Below are 21,668 nucleotides of genomic sequence, written 5' to 3' on the forward strand. Positions count from 1 at the left end.
CGCTGCGTCGGCACATCCGCCGACCTTGACCGCCGGACTCTAACTTACGAGCCTGGCCACCTCGATGGGGCAGACCAGCCATCATGCCGCACAGGCCTCGATCTCCAAGACCCGTCTCGCCGGGCTCGACGAGACCCTATACTCGGCGAAGCCTCAAAGGGATGGCCTCCCTCGGGCCCGGAACAGCGATGCCCGCGTATCTGGAGATAATCGTGTTCAACCGATTGATCATGACGGAAGCGGCGCTATCGCGTGCAGCGCCCGTGCTGACGCCGGAAGCGCGCTCAATGTGAGTGGCGATCTCGCTGGAACGGCTGCGCACGCCGTCCAAAAGCAAAACCCCGCCGATGGGGCGGGGTTTTCGCATGCAAAAATTGGTTGCGGGGGGCCCGCAACCAACGATACTTGCGATTGGTGGAACGCCAAATCCCGAAACTTTCTGCATAGCCAGAATCACTCGATCCTACAAAAAATTACTGTCCCGAGACAAAGTATCGACTCGCTTAGCTAAAGGCATCCCACGAAACATTCGGTCCGTCCCAGCACCTCATCGGATGCACAGTGTAGGGCAAGCCACCTCACCGTCCGAAATGGGATGCCGCGAGTCTGGCTCAAGTGGTCCCAGGCGCACTATTCCTTCCAGTCCGGGGCAAAGCGGTAGACCGCCCCAGGTAGTGGGATTGCCGGCCGTGACCTCGATCCGGTAGCTTAGGGGCTGCATAACCTTCATCGGTTCATTGCGCACCCGCACCTATCGATAAGTGTACTATCCGAGATATCTACACCCACAAAACCGCGCTCGCGATACAGCCCAAGTGATGTGCCTGCTCTGAGGTGCTTTTTAGTGTTACCGTCTCGGATTTCGTGCGATGTACGGATTAGTCATTCATATAGTTCGAAAGCTCTAAGAGGTTGCCGTCAGGATCCCGGATATAGACTGACACTATCGACCCGGTCGCACCGGTGCGCGGCACAGGCCCTTCTTCAATCTCGATACCGGCCCGGCGAAGTTCCCCCTCGACCCGGTCGATCGGATCTTCAGTGATCAGGCAAAAATCGGCCGAACCGGGGCGGGGTGTCCGAGCTTTGGGCTCGAACTCGTTTCCCGCTTCGTGGAGGTTGAATTTCTGACCACCGAACTTGAGCGCCTTGCGGTTGGCACCGAACGTCACAATCTCGCATCCATGAACCTCATGATAGAAGGCACAGGTGCGTTCGATATCGGCAACGGTTAGAACCAGATGATCGAGGTTCTTCAATATTGTCATGGCTTGCTCTGTACATCTTGTTGTCTAGGGCGGTCTTGTCCAGTCAAATACTCAAACATGACCTGGCTGGCGCGCCCAAGTTGGCTGTTCGGCTTCCGCACCAAAAGTAACTCGCGCATCGCCCAAGGCTCTGCGATCGAGACCATGGTCAGCTTGCTGTCGCGGGCGGCGTCCATAACTGCACCATGGGGTAGGATCGCGACGCCCAGGTGAGCCTCGACCATACGGCGGACACCATCGAAGCTCATCACCTGAACGCGGGTCTTCGGCATTCGGCCCTGTGCCTCGGCCTGGGCATCAACATAGGCCTGGATCGAGCTCCCTTCCTGAAGCGACACGATATCCTGGTCGAGGATGTCGCCCAGCGAGACCGATGCTAAGCTTGCCAGCGGGTGGTTTTCCGGGACCGCCAGCACTAATGTGTCGCGACGGTACAGCGTGGCGTCCAGGTCGCCCGGATCGGTCAATCCAGAACAAATCCCAAGATCAGCATGTCCCATGCGGACATGGGCCAGGACGTCTGTGCTGAACATTTCGACAAGCTTGATCCGGACTCTCGGAAAATCGTTGACAAATGCCGCGAGATCTTCTGGCAGGAATTGTGTGATGCTTGAGGTATTCGCGGCAATTCTGACGACGCCCTTGAGGCCATCGGCGAAGTCCTCCATTGCCTGCTCCATGCGCGCCAGACGATTGAGCAATCCAGAAACATGGCTCAGGAATTCCTCCCCTGCAGGTGTCAACTCGACTCCTCGCCTTTGCCGATAGAATAGCGCCGTCCCAATCTGAATTTCGAGATCTGAGATTCTTCGGCTCACGGCTGAAGCTGCAATATTGTGAAGCTCTGCAGCCCCGGCGATGCTTCCACTTGAAACCACGGATTTGAAGAGCAGCAGCGACTGCAGGTCGAAGTTCATTCGTTCCTCCGGCTGCCGTTCAGAAAGGCTCGCCCCACAAGGGAACGTCCACATTCCAATGCAGTGGCGCATTGCCGGAGACGCCGATCGAAAGGACGGGCAGGCAGTCCCCCAGAAGGTTCCCGCAGATTATCTTATCAAAACGCTCCCCAGCAAAGGCAATGCTTGCAATGTTTTGGAGTACCGAAGTGGGGGCAGTGTCAAAATGCCGGCGGCCCATTGTGCCTGCATCAAGTGCGGCCTCGACCTCGTCCACCCAGTCTTCGTCCCTTTCGCGTGCGACAATCGACCATGATCCGTCCGGCGTGACTCTGATCAACTCGTTCGAGACGATGCAGGCGCACAAAAGGGCATCCTCGCTGTCCAGCTCGATCCCGTCTACGAAAGCGCCGCGCGGCAGGCTTGCGAAAGTTTCGGCCTCCCCATGAACGCCGGCCTCGTCGAGACGGATGCGGCTCACCTTCTGGCCGAAGGTTTCGCTGATGTAGAGCCATCCGCCTTCCAGATCCGGACGAATTTCATTCGTGTAGTGCAACCCGTCGACCACGATGCGCATGCCGCGTTTATCAATCAGGCCAACGTAGCCGTTCTTCACGTCCCGCCGGTAGGCAAGGTCGCGCGGACTGCACGTAGAACTGACGGTGAACCAGATGCGCCCCAGTTCATCGAGCGTCACGAAATTGACTGGTGGCGCAACATCGGTTGTCGAGCAGCGGTGGAAGAGCCTCATCCCGTCTGGGGTGAGTTCAAGAAGCCCGCCGGCATCCGAGATGTTGGCAACGAGAAAACTGCCATCGGAGCGAAGGGCAATACCGTTGGGAACAACTGGCAAGCCGCCGATCTCTTCGGCTCCGGCCAGCAGGAATTGCCGCCCGTCGGGCATGATGCGCGCGACCCCGCGCCACTTGTGCGAAACGAAGATGTCGCCGCTCGATGTCGTCAGGACTGACTCAGGACGGCAAAGGCCGCGCCCGACTGTCGTCACACAGTCCAGGTTGCGAATGTTGACCCTACCCATATCGAGCCATCTCTTTCACGGCGCCTTCGACTTCGCGCCGCAACTTGTAGGCCGCTGTCGTGGTATCGATTTCGACGTCGCTCCAGGTCACTGCCCGGCCTTCCGTCACCGGCTTCAAAAGTCTAACATTGTGGGCCAGCCCCAGGGGCACATATCCATGCTCCACCGACTGGCGCGCTGGACGCAGACCGCCGGAGACAGTGAACCCGCCCTCGCCATCAAGGACTTCGCCTTTGTCTAGGTTCCTCTTCGCGATGGCAGCAACATCAGCCCGAAAATCCGTGGCGACCCCGGTCGATTCCTTGCGAAGGCCGATGGACGCGACCGAAACGCCAAGTTCAAGCCCGATCAGGTGCCAGCGCTTGTAATTGCACATGTAGCGGCCGGATGGATCGGTGACCACCTTGTATTCCTCGAAGCAGTTCTTGAGGTATTCGGTATCCCCCTCGAAGCAAACCCAGACCCCCTTGCGTATGTCATGCGGAATCTGCTGCCCATCGGCGGTGAGGCACGATACGACGTCCACCATTCCCTTGCGCGCGAGCACACCACCCTCGGAGGCCGGACGCATGAGCGTGGGCACGTCGTCGATGCCACCGGGGGGGAACACCAGCCCACTCTCGGGTGCGTCAAGCCCACAGCAATTCGCAATCGCAGCACTTTCGATCGCCGGTTTGGAGCCGTCGAGGAACGCGTTGAACATCTTTGGATTGAGCCGCCCACGTTCTGCTTGTTCGCGGGTCAGACCCCAATGATCCCAGACTGTTTCGGGTGTAGACTGGCGGTAATGCGGCAACCACTTGTGGCCCCTGCCTGCAGCGACTACCGGGAAACCGCAGGTCCGGGCCCAATCGACCAGATCACAGGCCAGTGCAGGTTGGTCGCCATAAGCCATGGAATATATCACGCCAGCTTTTTCAGCGCGGCGACCGAATGCCGGTCCGACGAAAGCGTCGGCTTCAACGGTAACGTTGATTACGTCCTTGCCTGCCTCGAAGGCTGCGAGGACGTGTTCCACGGCAGCCATGGGGTTGCCGGTGCATTCGATGACGATGTCGACCGCGGGGTGCGCCACAAGTGCTTGCCAGTCATCGCCGACATAGGTTGCCCCGGTCTTTGCGGCGTCGTCCAATGATGCGGCGGTGTATTGAGATTGGTCCCAGCCCACCAGTTGCATGCTCGATTGGGCGGCATCGACACGCAAATCGATAACACCCACCAAATGGATGCCGGGAATGCGAAGGGCCTGTGCCAAGAACATCGTACCGAACTTGCCAGCCCCGATCATGCCGATGCGAACCGGCTTGCCCTCGGCTTCCGCCGCCTGAAGTTTCCTGAACAGGTTCATTTTCTAACCCTTGGATGCTTATTGGTTTCCGCTGAATGCAGGTCTTCATGTACGAGGAAGTCGAAGTCACACCCTTCGGGAGCCTGGAGGACACGCTCAGCGTAGAGCGCGCGGTATCCTCGCTTGGGCTTTTCGGGCCGGGTGTGTCCCTGCATGCGACGGGCGATTTCGGCGTCGTCGATCAAGAGGTCGATCTTCTTTTCCTTCACAGACAGACGCACCCGGTCGCCGTTGCGGACGGCGGCCAGCGGTCCGCCAACGGCCGCTTCGGGTGAAATATGCAGCACGATGGTTCCGAACGCGGTACCAGACATACGCGCATCCGAGATACGCACTATGTCCTTAACGCCCTGACGCGCCAATTTCTTGGGAATCGGCAGGTAGCCTGCTTCGGGCATGCCAGCCGCGATGGGACCGGCATTTCGCAACACCATCACGTCCTCCTTCTTGATGTCGAGGTCGGGGTCATCCACCCGGTCGGCCAGATCCTCGAGGTCTTCGAAGACCACGGCGCGCCCTTCGACTTCGAAGAGGTCCGGCGTCGCCGCCGCACGTTTGAAGATCGCGCCGTTGGGGGCGATGTTACCGGAGAGTGCGATCAATCCTCCTTCGGGCGAGACGGGATCGCTGGCCTCACGGATCACTTTGCGGTCCACCCAGTCGAGCGGCTCTGCCAAACGCTCATCGAGAGTCACGCCGCACACGTCCATCGTGTCGAGGTGCAAGAGATGCTTGATTTCCCGAAGCACCGCGCCAACGCCACCGGCGGCGTGGAAGTCTTCCATATAGCCCTGGCCCACCGGCTTGAGGTCAACAAGAACCGGCGTCTCATCTGAAATCTTGTTCAAGAGTGCATTGGAGATGCGGATACCTCGGCGACCGGCGATGGCCGAGAGATGGACCACAGCGTTGGTCGAACCCGAAACGGCCATCAGAGCGCGCAGAGCATTCTCCACCGATTTCTGTGTGATAATCTGGCTCGGCAGGATCGGGTTCGAGATCAGACCTACGGCGGCCTTACCGGTGGCTTCTGCCGCAACGAGACGGCCGGCGTTCACCGCCGGAATGGCTGCGGATCCGGGCAAGGACATGCCCAAGACTTCCGCGATGATGGCCATTGTGGAGGCGGTGCCCATTACTGCACAGGTTCCTGCGGTTGCTGCAAGCCGCCCCTCAACCTGGTTGATCTCATCCGACTCGATTTCGCCGGCCCGGAATTTCCCCCAGAAACGGCGGCAGTCAGTACAGGCGCCTAGCCGCTCGCCCTTGTGGCGGCCGGTCGACATCGGTCCCGTGACAAGCTGGATAGCCGGGACATCTGCAGAGGCTGCTCCCATGAGCTGCGCCGGCACGGTCTTATCGCAGCCGCCGATCAGTACAACCGCATCCATCGGCTGTGCCCGCACCATTTCCTCGGTGTCCATGGACATCAGGTTGCGATAGACCATCGACGTCGGGTTCAGGAAAACCTCGCCTGTCGAAATGGTCGGGAACGGCCGCGGGAGAGCCCCGGCGGCAAGGACGCCGCGGCTCACCGCCTCAACCAGCTCCGGCATGAAACGATGGCAGTTATTGAATCCTGACGGCGTCATCGCGATCCCGACGATCGGCTTGTCGAGCATCTCGCGCGACAGCCCCATGGACCGGGCGAACGACCGGCGCAGGTAGATGGCAAAATCCTTGTCGCCATAGTTGGTTAGGCCTTTGCGAAGACCCTTTTCGTTGCTCATTTCTTTGCTCCTTCGCCCGATTTGCGGAATGCGACGCCCAGCAGGTTCTCAAATACCTTGACCATGGCGCCTTTATCCTGGTCGCCCAGCCCTTCAAGCAGCGCGCGCTGATAGGTTGCCGTTGCGGCCCCCAGGACCGAAAGCGGGATCGCATGACGGGCGCCCAGTTCCGCTCCCGAGATCAGGTCCTTGTAGGCGTGTCTCATCGGGTAGCCCTGATCGAAGATGCCTTCGAGTATATTGGGGAGGAAGAATTCCGACGCATAGCTGCGCCCAGTCCCCGAGTTGATGACGTCTGCCATCTGTTCAGGATCCAGGCCAAGCTTGACAGATACTGGCAGGATCTCGGCCAAAGCAGCCATGTTGACGTCGAACAAGAGCTGATTGATGAGTTTGGTCAGCTGTCCGGCACCGCGCGGTCCCATGTACAGGATCTTGTTGGCCATTGCGCTCATGGCGGGATCAAGTTCGCGGGCGAGCGACTTCTCCCCGCCGATCATCATGGTCAAGGTCCCGTCCTCGGCCCGCTTTTGCATGCCAGAGACGGGTGCGTCCAGAAAGCGCAGACCCATGTCGTCCAGACGATTGCCTATATCGACAGTGGCATTGTACTCGACGGTCGACGTGTCCACGATGACGGTGCCGGGCTTTAGGATGCCTGCCAGCCCGTTTTCTTTGTCGAAGAGCACGATCTCCAGCACTTTGCTCGACGGCAGGCTCAGGAAGACATGGGTGCATTCCGCAAGGTCGCTCAAGCTGCCGACCTGCTTCGTTTTTGCATCGTCTGACAGTGCGTCGGGGCGCTGATCATAGGCGATCACGTCAAACGTCTTGCCAAGATTGATGGCCATTGGTTTGCCCATCTGGCCAAGGCCCACGAAACCGAATTTCATATTTCTATTCCATCCGGTTGATATGTACTGCGCCGCTTCATTCGGAGGCTCATCCAAATCGAGAGGACAAGAAAGAGTGCGGTGAGGCAGTAGAGGCTGATTGAAATGGGAGACCGTACGAGCACACCCAAGTCACCTGCGGAGATCGACAGCGCACGACGCAAGTTGTTCTCCATGTCTGTGCCTAGAAGCAGACCCAGAACCAATGGAACCAATGAGATATCCATTTTTCGCATGAGGTATCCGAGCACGCCAAAACCGAGCAGCGCGTAGAGGTCAAAAGCGGATCGGCTAAGCGAATAGATACCGACGAAACTGATTGCGACGACAACAGGCATGAGTGCCCAGTTCGGGGTCCGCAGAATGGTGGTGAAGATCCCGATCATCGGCACGTTCAGGATCAGCAGTGCAACGTTGGCGAGGTACAGCGCAGCGACCAAACCCCAGACCAGGTCGGGACTCCGTTCGAACAGCAGCGGTCCGGGCTGCACATTGAGCGAAACCAGCATGGCAAGCATTACGGCGGTCGTTCCCGACCCCGGCACACCGAGTGCCAACATCGGAATAAGAGCGCCACCCGATGCAGCGTTGTTTCCGGCTTCGGGCGCGGCGACACCGCGCGGGTCGCCCTTGCCGAAAGTACCTTTGCGATCCGAGTATTGCTTTTCCATGGAATAGCTCATGACCGCTCCCAAGGAAGCACCGGCACCGGGAAGAACCCCTGCGATGAACCCCACACCGGAGCCGCGCAGAGAAGCCCCGAACGTTCCCCGCATCGCGGACCAGTCCGGCAGCAACTTGCTGACGTGCAGGTCAGACTTGTTGTCAGACATCTCGTTCTCAAGGAGAACCAAGACCTCGGAAACGGCGAAGAGGCCAACCATTGCGACGACCAGATCGAAGCCGTCAAACAATTCGTACGAACCAAGCGTGAAGCGGGCGATACCCGTCGACGGGTCCAGACCGATCGTGGCGATCATCAATCCCAGGACCGCGCTGAGCAGTGCTTTGCGAATGTCCACGCTCATCAAACCACCGATCGTCGCAAATGCCATGATATAGAGCGCGAAATAGTCGGCCGGCCCGAAGTAGATCGCCGCCTGCGCTAGAAGCGGAGCGAAGAGAGTTAAGCCGGTGGTTGCAATAGTCGCACCGATGAACGAGCCGACAGCGGAGATCGCAAGAGCTTCGGATGCCTTGCCGGCCTGGGCCATTGGGTAGCCGTCCAGCGCCGTCATCATGGCTGGTTCGTCGCCGGGGATGTTGAGCAGGACGGCCGAGATGCGGCCACCATACATGCAACCGTAGTAGACCGAAGCCAACAGGATGAGCGACGACGTTGCATCGAGCCCGAATGCGAAGGTCAACGGGATGAGAATGGCGACTCCGTTGACCGGCCCGAGGCCGGGAAGAGCCCCGATGAGGGTTCCGGCGAAACACCCAAGAAGCAGAAGCGCGATATTGAGAGGCATCAGGGCAACGCCCAGGCCACCCAAAAGATGAGAAAAGATGTCCATTGTCTTATCCGATCCAATCACCCAGCATGGGCAGCGGCAAGTCGAGGAAGCGATCGAACAGGAGCCAGAGTGCGGGCGAGGCGATCATTCCGATTATGCATGCCGCTAGCAGGCGGGCCTGCATGAGCAGCGCTAGAACGATGGTCATCCCGGCCGTCGAGATCAGGAACCCCACCCTCTCGAGCAGAAACACGAATGCGAAAAGGCAGATGACGGCGCCCAGTTGAACCAGCATGCGGTCCTTGGCAGCGAAGGCCTCGGAGGCTCCCGGCAAAACGACCAGAGACGCGGAACCCAGAAGGGCCGGGATCGCCAGCATTAGTGGGAAAGCGCGCGGCCCAAGCGGATCGCCGAATGCCGCCTCATACGAGAGGGCTGAATTGAGGTATAGGGCCGCAATCACGAAGACTGCGACCCCGAAGACGCGGGCCATCATTTGATGATGCCGATTGCGCGGGAAATTTCCGCGATCTCCGCTTCCTGGTCAGCCAGATAGGCCTGAAAATCCTCACCTGCGATCCAATTCGGGATCAGCCCGGCGTTGATCGCGGCTTCTTTCCATGCATCCGAATTATAGACGGCTTCGAGCTTGGCGAGCCACGCCTCATAGCCGGCGTCGGACACGTCCTTGCCCGTGTAGAAGCCGCGCCAGTTGTAGCCGGTCACATCGATACCCTGCGAAGAAGCAGTTGGAACATTGGGGACAGCCGGAACCGGTTCATCCGAGAGTACCGCGAGCAAACGAATGTCACCGGACTCCGCAAATCCGGACGCCTCGCCGAGGTCGGTGGAAACGACGGTGATCTGCCCACCCATCATTTGGGTGATCGCTTCGGCGCCGCCGTCGAACTGAACCCAGCGTAAGCCGGTGACGTTCTCGATTCCGCTCTTTTGCGCCACCAGAAGGTAGCGGATGTGGTCCCAACTCCCCGCGCCATCACCAGCACCGATGACCTGATCCGGCGTGTCCTTCATGGCAGCGGTCAAATCCGCGAGCGTCTGATAGGGGCTGTCCGCGTCCACAGCGATCACGCCGACATCGGCACCAAGCATTGCAAGGAAACGCGCGTCTTGAAGCCCGCCGGGGTACTTGCCTTGTGCGATTTGCGTCACGGCGACCGTTGAGGTTGCGACGATGAGATCGGCATCATCAGAGCGGTCTGCCGCAACGTGCGCGAACCCGACGGCACCAACGCCACCGGGCATGTTTGTAACCTGGACGTTGCCGTCGACTTCACCCAGCTCGGTAAGGAGCTTACCGACCGAACGGCATGTGAAGTCCCAACCCCCGCCCGGATTGGACGGTGCGATGCATTCGGTGGCGTACGCCGGGGCAGCCAATGCGGATCCAATCAGGACTGCCGCGACGGCACGAATAATTGTCTGTTCGGTCATGGTTCTCCTCCCATTTTGCCCTCGAGACCGCGGATGGGTTCGGGGAGCTCCGGAGAGGAAACACAGAACAGGCCAAAGCTTGCAGAATTGATTGGAGACGTCTGCCATCGCATTTCGAGACGGCAGGTTATAGCGGCTCTAGAATACCCTGAGAAATATCCAGCAACCTAAAAGTTGGGCCAGCATTCGTACGGAGAGTACATCCCGCAAATGTCACCGATGGCTTCAAATATTGGCGTTGAGTGGATAGCCCCGCGTTCTGTAGACACCTTCGGGATTAGATTTGGTGCCGTTTCTCGAACTCGACGGGTGATAGCATGCCGTTTCGGACATGCTTGCGGGTCGGGTTGTAGAACATTTCGATATAGTCGAACACGTCCTGTCGGGCTTCGTCCCGTTTCCGGTAGGTCCGGCGCCTGATTCTCTCGCGCTTGAGAAGGTTGAAGAAGCTTTCGGCCACGGCATTGTCATGGCAGTTGCCGCGCCGGCTCATGGAGTCAACCAGATTGTGGTGTCGCAGGAAGCTGGCCCAGTCCATGCTGGTGAACTGAGAGCCCTGGTCGGAATGAACCAGCACCGTATTCTGTGGCTTGCGGCGCCAGACCGCCATGTGAAGAGCCTGCAGGACAACCTCGCTGGTCTGTCGGCTTGCCAGGCCGTCGAAAGAGCCTGCGCGATCGGCGCAGGCTTCTCTCCAATTCTACAATCCAGGTGCAATCCCGCGCCGGTCCCTATTGGGCGGAAACCTCCGCAGCGATCGCCTCGCCCAGTTCCGCGGTGCTGGCGCGTCCACCAAGATCGGGCGTCTTCGGCCCGTCCGTTCGGGACAGAACCTTCTCGATCGCGTGGAGCACGGCTTGGCCCGCCTCCGGATGCCCGAGATGATCGAGCATCATCGCCGCCGACCAAATCTGGCCGACCGGATTGGCGATGTTCTGCCCGGCGATGTCGGGCGCGGAGCCGTGCACGGGCTCAAACATCGACGGATAGATGCGCTCCGGGTTGATGTTCGCCGAGGGGGCCACCGCAATCGTCCCGGTGACGCCCGGTCCGAGGTCGGACAGGATGTCCCCGAACAGATTACTGCCGACGACCACGTCGAAGCGCTCCGGTGACATCACGAACCGGGCGCTCAGGATGTCGATGTGGTACTCGTCCGTCCGAAAGTCCGGATACTCGGCAGCCATCGCCGCGAACCGCTCGTCCCAATAGGGCATGGAGTGGTAGATGCCATTTGACTTTGTTGCGGACGTCACATGCAACCGTCCTAGCTGCTTGCCGAACTCGAAGGCGTAGCGCAGGATGCGATCGATGCCCGTGCGGGTGAACACCGCCTCCTGCAGGACGAACTCACGCTCAGTACCTTCAGCGAAGCGACCGCCCATCTGGGAGTACTCGCCTTCGCTATTCTCTCGGATGATCCAAAAATCGATGTCCCCAGGCGCCTTTCCGGCAAGCGGGCACGGCACGCCGGCGAGCAGCCGTACCGGCCGGACATTGGCGTACTGGTCGAATGTCCGGCGGATCGGGATCAGCAGATTCCACAGGGAGATGTGGTCCGGCACACCCGGAAAGCCCACGGCGCCAAGGAAAATGGCATCATGGTCGCGCAGCCGGTCGAGACCGTCCTGCGGCATCATCCGACCGGTGGCCTTAAAGGTCTCGCAGCTCCAATCAAAGTGGCACGGGGTGAAGCTTAGGCCATGGGCGGCGCCGACGGCCTCGAGTACCCGCAGGCCCTCTGGCATCACCTCGTTTCCGATCCCGTCGCCCGGGATGACGGCTATTTTGTAGCTCATCACAGCCCGGCCCCTTGGCGCCGCAGTTCACAGACCAACGCAGACATATTTGATCTCCACATACTCCTCGATGCCGTATTTGGAGCCTTCCCGCCCCATGCCGGACTCCTTGACGCCGCCGAAAGGCGCCACCTCCGAGGAAATGATCCCCTCATTGAGACCGACGATTCCGAATTCCAGCGCCTCCGATACCCGCCAGGAACGGCTCAGGTCGCGGGTGTAGATGTAACTTGCAAGGCCGAAGGGCGTGTCGTTGGCGTGCGCCACCACCTCCTCCTCGGTGTTGAAGCGGATCAGGGGGGCCACCGGCCCGAACGTCTCCTCGCGCATCAGAAGCGCGTCGGTTGCAACCTCCGTCAGGATGGTCGGCTCGACGAAGTTGCCACCACGCTCGTGCGGCTTTCCGCCGGCAAGTACCCTCGCGCCGCCGTTCACGGCATTCTCGATGTGCTCGTTGACCTTCGCGACCGCCTGGTCGTCGATGAGCGGACCGAGGGTGACGCCTTCCTCGAAACCGTCTCCCACGCGCATCGCTTCGACCTCACGCTTCAAGCGCTGAGCGAAATCGTCGTAGACGCCGTCCTGTACGAAGACGCGATTGGCGCACACGCAGGTTTGACCGGTGTTGCGGAACTTGGATGCCAGGACGCCGGCAACCGCCTTGTCGAGATCGGCGTCGTCGAAGACGATAAAGGGCGCGTTGCCTCCGAGCTCCATCGACACCTTCTTCACGGTCTTTGCGCACCGCTCCAGAAGGAGCTTCCCGACCTCTGTGGAGCCAGTGAAGGAGAGTTTGCGCACCGTCGGATTGTCCGTGAGCTCGTTGCCGACGACGGAAGCCGCGCCCGTGACAACGTTGAGGGCACCTTTCGGCAGACCAGCCCGCGCGCCGAGCTCGGCCAGCGCAAGCGCGGAGAAAGGCGTGGCGCTCGCCGGCTTGACGACGATTGTGCAGCCCGCCGCGAGTGCGGCAGCCGCCTTCCGTGTGATCATCGCGTTCGGAAAGTTCCATGGCGTGATCGCGGCCACGACACCCACCGGCTGCTTCAGAACGAGAATGCGCCGGTCGGAGGTCGCGGCCGGGATGACGTCTCCATCAATGCGCTTTGCCTCCTCCGAAAACCACTCGATGAAGGCCGACCCGTAGGCAATCTCAGCACGCGCCTCCGCAAGCGGCTTGCCCTGCTCGGCGGTCAGGATTCGTGCCAGTTCCTCCTGGTTCTGCATGCAGAGGTCGAACCAGCGACGCAGAACGAGGCCGCGCTCCTTGGCCGAGCGCGCAGCCCAGGCCCGACCAGCTTTTTCGGCCGCCGCTATCGTCGCGCTCACGTCCTCGCGCGTGAGCGCCGGGACGGTGCCGATCGTCTCGCCGGTGGACGGATTGGTGACGGCGATGGTCTTGCCATCGGAGGAATCGATCCAGCGTCCGTCGACATAGCATTTCTGGCGCAGGAGGCTCTCGGTGCGGTTCATGAAGTATCCTCGGGGAACTTTTCGTTAGGTCAGTTCGTTGGCCGGCCGCCGGCCGGCTTGAAGCGCTGCGACGCCATCGAGCAGGAGTTGGCCCATAGCGTTGCGCGTCTTGGTGGTGGCGCTGCCGATGTGCGCCGACAGGAACACGTTGGACAGACGGCGGTAGCGCGGATCGATGTTCGGCTCGTCTCGGAACACATCGAGCCCGGCGGCGAACACCCGTCCGTCCTGAAGCGCGGCGATGAGAGCGTCGTCATCAACGATGTCGCCACGCGAGATATTGACCACGATGGAATCGGCCGGCAGTCCGGCGATCGCATCGCGGTCAAGGAAGCCGCGCAGCGCCGGCGTTCCGGGCGCGGCGATGAGAAGAATATCGGCGTGGGCGAGAAAGCTCTCCCGGTCGCCATGATAGTTGGCGCCGGCCTCAAGCTCGAACGGCAGACGAGTGCGGTTGTGGTAGTGAATTTGAAGGCCGAACCCCCTCGCCCGCTGCGCGACCTCGCGGCCGATGCGGCCCATGCCGAGGATCGCAAGCCGCCTTCCAGTCAGCTCAAGCCCCAAGAGCTGGGTTGGCCCCCAGCCCCGCCAGGCGCCGGAGCGGACCAGAGCGTCGCTCTCATAGCCGCGCCGCGCGGCGTTGAGTAGCAGCATCATCGCGATCTCGGCGCACGCTTCGCTGAGGACATCGGGCGTGTGCAGCACTGAGACACCGTGCGCCTTGGCGCTGTCGACCGCAATATGGTCGTAGCCGACCGACAGGGTACCGACGACCTCAAGCTCGGGCGCGAGGGCGTCGAAAAGCGAGGAAGGCAGCGACTCGGTCGCCGAGACGAACAGATACCGGCAACCCTTGGCAGCAGCGGCAAGTTCCGCGGCCGACAGAATAGCATCATGCTCGTTGACGATGAGATCGAAGCGATCGCGCATCGTCGCTTCGATCGCCTCGGGGAAGCGACGCGCGAGAAAGGTCCGCGCGCGCCGGTCGTCGTGCGAAAGACACGCCTGCATGATCACGAATCGGCGGCGAGGATGCTGATCAGTTCCGGCACCGGATCGTTGCCGTGACCGGCTTCGACGACCTGAGCGTACATCGCCCGGGCCGCTGTCGCCATCGCATGCTGCGCACCGAGCTCCTCGACCATCGTGTTGTAGTAACTCAGGTCCTTGAGACCGTTCGACAGCGAGAAGCGGAATCCCTCGATGTCGCCAGTCTCCATGAACGGTCTCAGCCGATCGAACACGACACCGGCCGCGCCCCCTTTGCCGAGCACCTCGAGGAACGGACCATCGGCCACACCGGCCTTGCGGGCGGCGGCAGCCGCCTCCGCGAAGACGGCCGAGAAGCCGAGGGAGACGAAATTGTGCAGGAGCTTCAGCTCGTGTCCGGCCCCAACCGGGCCGGCATGCACGATGTTCTCGGCGTAGGATTGCAGCAACGGCAGCACCTCGGCGAACAGATCTTCCGGTGCACCGACGATGAGGTTGAGCCGGCCTTCTTCGGCCTCCTTCGGCGTGCGCGTCATGGCGGCGTCCATGAAGCGTCCGCCAGCTGCGGCGACACGGCCGGCAATCTCGCGGGTTGAGGATGCGATCGCCGTTGAGCAGTCGACGATGATGGTCCCCGGCTTCATGCCGGCGAGAATGCCGTCCTCGCGGAAGAGCACATCTTCCACCTGCGGCGTGCCGGTCACGCACAGGATGATGACGTCGCTCGTTTGCGCGACCGCAGCCCCGGTCACACGGGGCTCGGCGCCTCCAGCACGCAGATCGTCCACCGAACGGTTGCCGGGATGGTCGAGGAACACCAGGGGATAACCGGCTTTCAACACATTGGCGGCAATGCCGTGCCCCATCAGGCCAACGCCGACGAGGCCCACACGGGCCGTTTTGCTCAGGGACATACGACCTCCTGGGCAATCTGACGCTTGGCGACTTCCGACCAGTCCCATTCGATGCCGGTGCCCGGCGTCGACGGCGGTGTGACATAGCCGTCCTTGTCGATAACGATCGGCGCCGAAAGCAAATCGTCCAGCTGCGGGATATGCTCGACCAGCCGGGCGTTCGGAACACCGCAGGCGAGCGAAACGTGCAGCTCCATGAGGTAGTGCGGCGCGACCGCCATGTTGAAGGCCTCGGCCATGTGCGCGACTTTGAGCCATGGCGTGATACCGCCAACCCGCGCGGCGTCCACCTGAACGATCGAGCAGGCGTCCTGCTGGAGATACTGGCGGAAGGAATGGATGCTGTGGAGCGTCTCGCCGATCGCGATCGGCATCGCCGTGGATTGGCGCAGGAGCTTGTGGCCGTGAAGATCGTCGGCCGGAAGCGGCTCCTCGAACCAGGCCACGCCGAGATCAGCGTAGGCGCGGGCACGACGAATAGCCTCGTCCACATTGAAGATCTGGTTGGCGTCCGTCATCACGTCCACGTGATCCGGCAAGGCCTCGCGCACCTTGGCAAGGCGCCGGATATCGTCTTTCAACGACAAGCCGACCTTGACCTTGAAGCCGTGGAAGCCACGCTCGGCCACCGAGCGCGCGTTGGCGACGAGCTCATCGTCATCGATGTTCAACCAGCCGCCTTCGGTATCGTAGATCGGCATGCGATCGTGTGCGCCGCCGACCATGACAGAGAGCGGCAGACCTGCGAGCTGTCCCCGAATATCCCACAGCGCGATGTCTATCGCGGCAAGTGCGAGGCTCGTGAAGATACCTGGTGACACGGAGTTGATGGAGCGATTGAGACGCCACCACAGAGCCTCCACCTTGCGCGCGTCCTGCCCGAGCAGCTGCGGCGCCAGGCAGTCGGCGAGGAGGCGCATAATCGCCGAACCGCCGGTGCCAAGGGTGTAAGTGTAGCCCGCACCGACCGCACCGGATTCGGTGGTGATACGGACGATCGGCGTTTCCTGCTTCTCGAACGGCTGGATTGCGTCCTTACGCGGGAATTTGGCCGGCAAGTCGACGAGCAGTACCTCGACGCGCGTGATGCGCGCGCCCCGTGCGGGCGCGCTGCTCTCGGTAATCATGTCCATTCTTCAGTGTTTCCCTTTGCCTGCGGCGGCCGGGCCACTGCCCCGCCCGCCCGGAATGCTCGCCAACCGAGCGCGGCGGCGCATCCCGCAACCATCAACCCCAAAATTCCTATAGGATATTTTAGGTACGTCAACTCCTTAAATTATATGTATTTTTTCTATTCACTATGCAAATGAGATACGATATGACTTTCGCTCAGTTTATCTGACGCGAGCGACGAAAGGGCGGGCGGAGCGTGGTGAGGACGATGGCTAGCAAGGTCGCGCGATCCAAATCGACAGGCAGGCGACGGGGGCAACCCGGCAGCGCGCCGGCCGGCTTGGATGCTGAGGGCCGTGGCCATGGGCTCGTGGAATCCGTGTATGAAACCCTGCTCGGCGAAATTATGTCACTACGCATCGAACCCGCCGGGCGCATCAATATCGATGACGTCGCCCGCGACTTCGGCGTGTCGCAAACCCCCATCCGCGAAGCCCTGCGGCGGCTCGAGGCTGAAGCGCTGGTGGAGAAGACGCCCTATGTCGGCTACCGCGCTAGCCCGCTACTCAACCGCCGGCAGTTTAAGGAGCTCTACGATCTGCGCCTGCTCTTGGAGCCGTTCTTGGCCGCCGAAGCCGCCGCGCTGATGGACGAGACCGAGATCGAGAAGCTTGAAAGCCTGTCGCTGTCGATGGAGGTGACGGCGACCGGCACGCCGCGCATAGCAATGAGCCGCTTTGCTCGCTACGACGAGGCCTTCCACGCCACGATCGCTCAGGGTGCCGGCAACAGGCTGATCGAGGGCATCCTGTCTCGTCAGCATATTCACCTTCACCTGTTCCGCCTGATGCTGCACGGCCGCGTCATCACCGAAGCGGTGGACGAACATGCCGTGTTGGTGGAGGCCATCCGCAGCCGCTCGCGAGACAGAGCGGCTGAGGCGATGCGCCGGCATCTCACGCGCTCCCGCGATCGTCTGGAAGTGATCTACGACACTGACGATTAGGCCTTCGCCGCGCGGGCACTCTCCAAACAATTCATCAACCGGAGGAAACTTATGAACATAAGAGAAGCTTGCCTAACTTTCGCAGTCTTGACGGCACTGACGCTGGGCGGCGCCAGCGCCGCATCGGCGCAGAGCAATCTTACTATCGCTCACGCCCTTTCCTCGACCTCGCACTACTCGGTGGGCGCCGAGGCGATGGCAGAGGACCTTGCCGAACGGTCCGGTGGCAAGTTCAAGCTGAACGAATCCTATGGCAGCAGCCTGGGCGGCGAGCGCGAGCTCGTTGAGGGCACCCAGATCGGCACCATCGACCTTGCGATCGTGTCGACCGGTCCGATCGGGAACTTTGTGCCAGATGTACTGATCCTGGACATCCCCTTCCTGTTCAGCGGCTACGAGCACGCCCACGCGGTGCTGGACGGTCCGATTGGACAGAAGTTGCTCGACAAGTTCCCCGAGCACGGCTTGCACGCGCTGGCATGGGCAGAGAATGGCTTCCGCAATCTCACCAACAACGTGCGTCCCGTGGCAGAGCCTACCGACGCGGAAGGACTCAAGATCCGCACTATGGAGAACCCGGTCCATATGGAGGCGTTCAGGACGCTCGGCATGCTGCCGACGCCGATGGCCTTCACCGAGCTGTTTACCGCTCTGGAGCAGGGCACGGTCGACGGTGAGGAAAATCCGATCGGGGTAATCCTCTCCGCCAATTTCGCCGACGTGCAAAAGTATCTGTCGCTGACACGGCACGTCTATTCGCCGGCGCTCATCCTGATCTCGCCGTCGGTCTGGGACGGCCTATCCGACGAGGAAAAGGGCTGGTTCGAGGAATCGGCCAAGGTTGGCGTGAAGGCCATGCGCGACAAGGTGCGTTCGGATGCCGAGAACGGCATTGCGACCCTGAAGAAAGAGGGCATGCAGGTCACCGAAAATGTCAATACCGCCGCCTTCCAGCAGGCGCTGCAGCCAGCATTCGAGGTGTTCGCCGAGAAGTTCGGACAAGAAAACATCGATGCGATCAGGAACTACAAACCGTAAGCGGCCCTAACCAAATCGCAAAGCCGATGGGGTGCCCCCAGGCGGGTCACCCCATCCAACGCGGACAGGGAGGAACCGCAACGATGTTCGCCGCGCTGAAGATAGCCGACAAAGTCATTGTCAGAACGGCCCTTGCCGCCGCGATCGCCATGATGGTCAGCATGACTTTGATCTCGTTCTACCAGGTGATCACGCGGTTCGTCTTCGAACAGCCGTCCACGTGGTCGGAGGTCACGGCGCGGGCGATCAATATCTGGATGATTTATCTGGGTCTGGCTGCCGCGTGCCGCACCGGCGCGCTGATGGCAGTCGACACCCTGATGATGCGCCTCACGGGCCGGCTAAGGACAACCCTCCTGGTGCTGGTCTCCTCCATCACCATCGGCATCCTGCTCACGATGACCTGGTACGGCTGGGACATGGCGGGCCGCGTCCGCTTCCAGTCGCTCGCGGGCATTCAGAACCCGTTCGACGGCGGCACGGTCTCGATCTCCTGGATGTATGCGGCGCTGCCGATCGGATCACTGCTCGCGGCGATCGCTGTCCTCGCTCGCACCGTCGAGGAGATACACGCCCTCACCACAGGCAGTGCGGACCCGGCGGGAGGGGCTGCCGCGCTCTCGCGTCCGATCCAGGAGGTCTGACACCATGAGCGCCTTCATGCTCACCACAATGGTGCTTCTGTTCGCGCTCAGCGTTCCAATCGCGATCGCCATTCTCGGCGCCTCCATCGGCGGGGCCGTTCTGTTCACCTCGCTCAACCCACTGGTCGTGGCCCAGCGCCTCGTCGCCACGCTCGACAGCTTCCCGCTGCTCGCTATCCCCTTCTTCATCCTGGCCGGCAATCTCATGGAAGCCGGCGGCATCTCCCGACGTCTCGTGGAGTTCGCCAAGTCGGTGGTGGGCGGGGTTCAAGGCGGCCTTGCCTGCTCATGCGTGCTGACTTGCATGATCTTCGCTTCGGTTTCCGGCTCCTCTATCGCCACCACATTCGCGATCGGCGCCATCATCATTCCGGCGATGATCAAGCACGGCTATCCGGTGCCATTCGCGGCCGCGCTGCAGACGACATCGGCGGAACTCGGCGTCATCATTCCCCCGTCGATTCCGATGATCCTCTACGGGGTCAGCGCGGAAGTGTCGATCGGCGACCTCTTCGTCGCCGGGATCGGGCCGGGCCTGTTGATTGGCGGCGCGCTCATCCTCTTCGTCTTCGCCACCTGCTTGTGGAACGGATGGGGCAAGGCCGACGGCGAAGGTCGCATGCCCATGTGGCCGTCCCTGCTTCAGGCCTCCTGGGGACTGGCGATGCCGGTGATCGTTCTCGGCGGCATCTATCGCGGCATCTTCACGCCGACGGAGGCATCCGTCGTCGCAGTGATCTACGCGCTTTTCGTCGGCGTCGTGATTTACCGTACGATCACCCTCGGCGCACTGATTGGCGTGCTGCGCAGATCGGTGATCTCCTCCTCGGTGATCATGTTCATCATCGCCGCGGCCGGGGTCTTCAGCTTCCTTATCACGCGCGCGGGAGTGCCGGCGACGATCGGCGCCTGGCTGGTCGAGATGTTCAGCGGGCCGGTCGCCTTCCTGCTCGCGGTCAATGCCGTCCTATTCCTGGTGGGCATGTTCATCGAGACGTCGGCGGCGATCATCGTGCTCGCTCCTATCCTCGCGCCCGTCGCAGCGCAGTTCGGCGTCAATCCGGTTCAGTTCGGGCTCATCATGATCGTGAATCTAGCGATGGGCATGATCACCCCTCCATTCGGCGTGAACCTATTCGCCGCCTGCCAGGTGGCGGGCATCTCCATCGACAAGATCATCGGGCATCTCATCCCGTTCGTTATCGTGATCATCGCCTGCCTCGCGGTGGTGACGTTCGTGCCCGAGGCCTCGCTGTTCTTCCTAGATGTCCTGTCATCGCGCTGAGGACAACGCCATGCGGAATGCCCTCCGGACATCGACGCCCGCGTGAAAGGCCAAGCTGCCGGGATTGGAAGTTCTCCACCCGACGCGCCTCCGTAAACTGTGCCACGCTGTCCCGAGGACACGGAGCGCCCTTGCACCCACCCATTTCGTCAATCGGCGATAGACGAAATGGGTGGCACCACATGTGTAGCTCTGACATCGACAGAGCCGAACTGGCCAAGGCGCTCGCGCATCCCGCGCGGCTTCGCCCCCCAGATCCGGGGGCAACGGAACGTCGCCAGGACTGAAGCTGCGTATCAGTCCGCGGCTTCCCCCGCCCCGCCCTCCTTCTCCCGCACACGCTCCTGCAACATCCATTCGCGGAACGCCCGGACCTTGCGAAACCTCCGAAACCGCTCGGCACTGTAGACCATGTTGAATCCGCTTTGGGATAGGCGCACGAAGTCGAACGGCTTGATCAGCCGACCGGCGGACAGATCGTCTGCGACGAAAGCACGGATTCCGATCGCCACGCCAGCGCCGGCAAGGGCGGCGTTGTAGGCCAGTGTCAAGCTTTCGAAAGTCGGCCCCTGATCCGACGGGACGCCCGATATCCCGGCCGCCTCGAGCCAGCGTGGCCAGTCGTGCGGGCGCAGCGCGCCATGCAACAGGACGTGGTTCCTCAAATCCTCGGGCCGGTTGAGCGGCACACGGCGCAGCAGCTGGGGCGAGCAGACCGGGAGGGATTCGACATCGACCAAGCGCTCGCTGACGAACCCGTGCCGCTCTTCGGGCGCGGAATTGCGGTCGATGCGGATGATGAAATCGACGGCATCCATGTTCAGTGACTCGGGCACCAGCGTCGTCTTCAGGTCGATCTGGATCCCGGGATGCGCGGCATGAAACCGCGCCCAGCGCGGCAACAGCCAGTGCACGGCAAAGGTAGGATGACAGCGCAGGCTCAGTACATTGGCGTTGCTGCCCATCCGCAGCGCGTCGGTCGCCCGGTCGATGATATCGAGCGCCTGGGTGATGCTTTCGGCGTAGCGTTGCCCGTCTTCACTCAGCGCGACGGCCCGGTGCGACCGCACAAACAGCGGAACGTCGAGGTGGTTCTCGAGCGTCTTCACCAGCCGGCTGACGGCGCCGGGTGTTACGTTCAGCTCTTCTGCGGCTTTGAGGAAGCTGCCATTGCGCGCCGCCGCCTCGAAGGTGCGCACAGCATTCAGCGGCGGCAGGTGGCGTGCCCGACCCATCCGAACCCTCCAGGACGAACCCGGCGCACGCATGTGCCGGCCGGGAATTGGGGGAGGAAAACTCAACTGAACATTGACTTTATGT

At 61.4% G+C, this 21,668-nt stretch carries 19 protein-coding genes and 1 pseudogene; 4 read left to right on the forward strand and 16 right to left on the reverse strand.

Annotated elements, in window-relative coordinates; genetic code table 11:
- Positions 1-878 precede the first annotated feature (878 nt).
- The 15 genes and pseudogenes from ACSF9G_RS23445 to ACSF9G_RS23515 form a co-directional block, all read right to left on the reverse strand.
- Entirely contained in the window at positions 879-1,268 is a 390-nt protein-coding gene (locus ACSF9G_RS23445) for a VOC family protein (protein WP_436644490.1), read from the reverse strand.
- Entirely contained in the window at positions 1,265-2,185 is a 921-nt protein-coding gene (locus ACSF9G_RS23450) for a LysR substrate-binding domain-containing protein (RefSeq protein ID WP_436644491.1), read from the reverse strand. The genes ACSF9G_RS23445 and ACSF9G_RS23450 overlap by 4 nt, the downstream gene beginning before the upstream one ends.
- Positions 2,186-2,204: 19 nt before the next feature.
- Positions 2,205-3,203, reverse strand: a complete 999-nt coding sequence (locus ACSF9G_RS23455) for an SMP-30/gluconolactonase/LRE family protein (RefSeq protein WP_436644492.1) — start codon at positions 3,201-3,203, stop codon at positions 2,205-2,207.
- Positions 3,196-4,551, reverse strand: a complete 1,356-nt coding sequence (locus tag ACSF9G_RS23460; protein WP_436644493.1) for an NAD(P)H-dependent oxidoreductase — start codon at positions 4,549-4,551, stop codon at positions 3,196-3,198. The genes ACSF9G_RS23455 and ACSF9G_RS23460 overlap by 8 nt, the downstream gene beginning before the upstream one ends.
- Positions 4,548-6,281 carry a dihydroxy-acid dehydratase gene (locus ACSF9G_RS23465; RefSeq protein ID WP_436644494.1) on the reverse strand — a complete coding sequence of 578 codons (1,734 nt, stop codon included), beginning with the start codon at positions 6,279-6,281 and terminating at the stop codon, positions 4,548-4,550. Before ACSF9G_RS23465 ends, ACSF9G_RS23460 begins: the two co-directional genes overlap by 4 nt.
- On the reverse strand, positions 6,278-7,174 hold the full coding sequence (locus ACSF9G_RS23470) for an NAD(P)-dependent oxidoreductase (protein ID WP_436644495.1): 897 nt from the start codon (positions 7,172-7,174) through the stop codon (positions 6,278-6,280). Before ACSF9G_RS23470 ends, ACSF9G_RS23465 begins: the two co-directional genes overlap by 4 nt.
- Positions 7,171-8,691 carry a tripartite tricarboxylate transporter permease gene (locus tag ACSF9G_RS23475; RefSeq protein ID WP_436644496.1) on the reverse strand — a complete coding sequence of 507 codons (1,521 nt, stop codon included), beginning with the start codon at positions 8,689-8,691 and terminating at the stop codon, positions 7,171-7,173. The genes ACSF9G_RS23470 and ACSF9G_RS23475 overlap by 4 nt, the downstream gene beginning before the upstream one ends.
- A 4-nt stretch (positions 8,692-8,695) precedes the next feature.
- Positions 8,696-9,127 (reverse strand): tripartite tricarboxylate transporter TctB family protein, encoded by a 432-nt coding sequence (locus tag ACSF9G_RS23480; RefSeq protein WP_436644497.1) that lies wholly within the window; start codon positions 9,125-9,127, stop codon positions 8,696-8,698.
- Positions 9,124-10,086: a Bug family tripartite tricarboxylate transporter substrate binding protein gene (locus ACSF9G_RS23485; RefSeq protein ID WP_436644498.1), complete on the reverse strand. Its 963-nt coding sequence runs from the start codon at positions 10,084-10,086 to the stop codon at positions 9,124-9,126. Before ACSF9G_RS23485 ends, ACSF9G_RS23480 begins: the two co-directional genes overlap by 4 nt.
- A gap of 277 nt (positions 10,087-10,363) precedes the next feature.
- Positions 10,364-10,735: pseudogene (locus tag ACSF9G_RS23490) on the reverse strand (IS3 family transposase); the annotation flags it as partial.
- A gap of 82 nt (positions 10,736-10,817) precedes the next feature.
- Positions 10,818-11,885: a tartrate dehydrogenase gene (locus ACSF9G_RS23495; RefSeq protein WP_436644499.1), complete on the reverse strand. Its 1,068-nt coding sequence runs from the start codon at positions 11,883-11,885 to the stop codon at positions 10,818-10,820.
- Between the two features lie 27 nt (positions 11,886-11,912).
- Entirely contained in the window at positions 11,913-13,358 is a 1,446-nt protein-coding gene (locus tag ACSF9G_RS23500) for an NAD-dependent succinate-semialdehyde dehydrogenase (RefSeq protein ID WP_436644500.1), read from the reverse strand.
- 24 nt (positions 13,359-13,382) lie between these two features.
- Positions 13,383-14,369 (reverse strand): 2-hydroxyacid dehydrogenase, encoded by a 987-nt coding sequence (locus ACSF9G_RS23505; protein ID WP_436644514.1) that lies wholly within the window; start codon positions 14,367-14,369, stop codon positions 13,383-13,385.
- Between the two features lie 2 nt (positions 14,370-14,371).
- Complete coding sequence (locus tag ACSF9G_RS23510) at positions 14,372-15,262, reverse strand: NAD(P)-dependent oxidoreductase (RefSeq protein WP_436644501.1); 891 nt, start codon at positions 15,260-15,262, stop codon at positions 14,372-14,374.
- Entirely contained in the window at positions 15,253-16,389 is a 1,137-nt protein-coding gene (locus ACSF9G_RS23515; RefSeq protein ID WP_436644515.1) for a mandelate racemase/muconate lactonizing enzyme family protein, read from the reverse strand. The genes ACSF9G_RS23510 and ACSF9G_RS23515 overlap by 10 nt, the downstream gene beginning before the upstream one ends.
- A 365-nt stretch (positions 16,390-16,754) precedes the next feature.
- Here ACSF9G_RS23515 and ACSF9G_RS23520 point away from each other — a divergent pair, with 365 nt between their 5' ends.
- From ACSF9G_RS23520 to ACSF9G_RS23535, 4 genes are all read left to right on the forward strand, one after another.
- Positions 16,755-17,381, forward strand: a complete 627-nt coding sequence (locus ACSF9G_RS23520) for a GntR family transcriptional regulator (protein WP_436644502.1) — start codon at positions 16,755-16,757, stop codon at positions 17,379-17,381.
- Between the two features lie 87 nt (positions 17,382-17,468).
- Positions 17,469-18,419, forward strand: a complete 951-nt coding sequence (locus ACSF9G_RS23525) for a TRAP transporter substrate-binding protein (RefSeq protein ID WP_436644503.1) — start codon at positions 17,469-17,471, stop codon at positions 18,417-18,419.
- An 83-nt stretch (positions 18,420-18,502) separates the two neighbouring features.
- The gene (locus tag ACSF9G_RS23530) at positions 18,503-19,063 is read left to right on the forward strand and encodes a TRAP transporter small permease (RefSeq protein WP_436644504.1); all 561 of its coding nucleotides are present in this window, start codon (positions 18,503-18,505) and stop codon (positions 19,061-19,063) included.
- Positions 19,064-19,067: 4 nt separating this feature from the next.
- Positions 19,068-20,348, forward strand: coding sequence for a TRAP transporter large permease (locus ACSF9G_RS23535; protein ID WP_436644505.1), 1,281 nt, complete (start codon positions 19,068-19,070; stop codon positions 20,346-20,348).
- A gap of 296 nt (positions 20,349-20,644) precedes the next feature.
- On the opposite strand, the gene gcvA is transcribed toward ACSF9G_RS23535, so the two are convergent.
- Entirely contained in the window at positions 20,645-21,583 is a 939-nt protein-coding gene (gene gcvA, locus ACSF9G_RS23540; RefSeq protein ID WP_436644506.1) for a transcriptional regulator GcvA, read from the reverse strand.
- Positions 21,584-21,668: the final 85 nt, after the last annotated feature.

Source organism: Microbaculum mangrovi (assembly GCF_051390635.1).
GTDB lineage: Bacteria > Pseudomonadota > Alphaproteobacteria > Rhizobiales > Tepidamorphaceae > Microbaculum.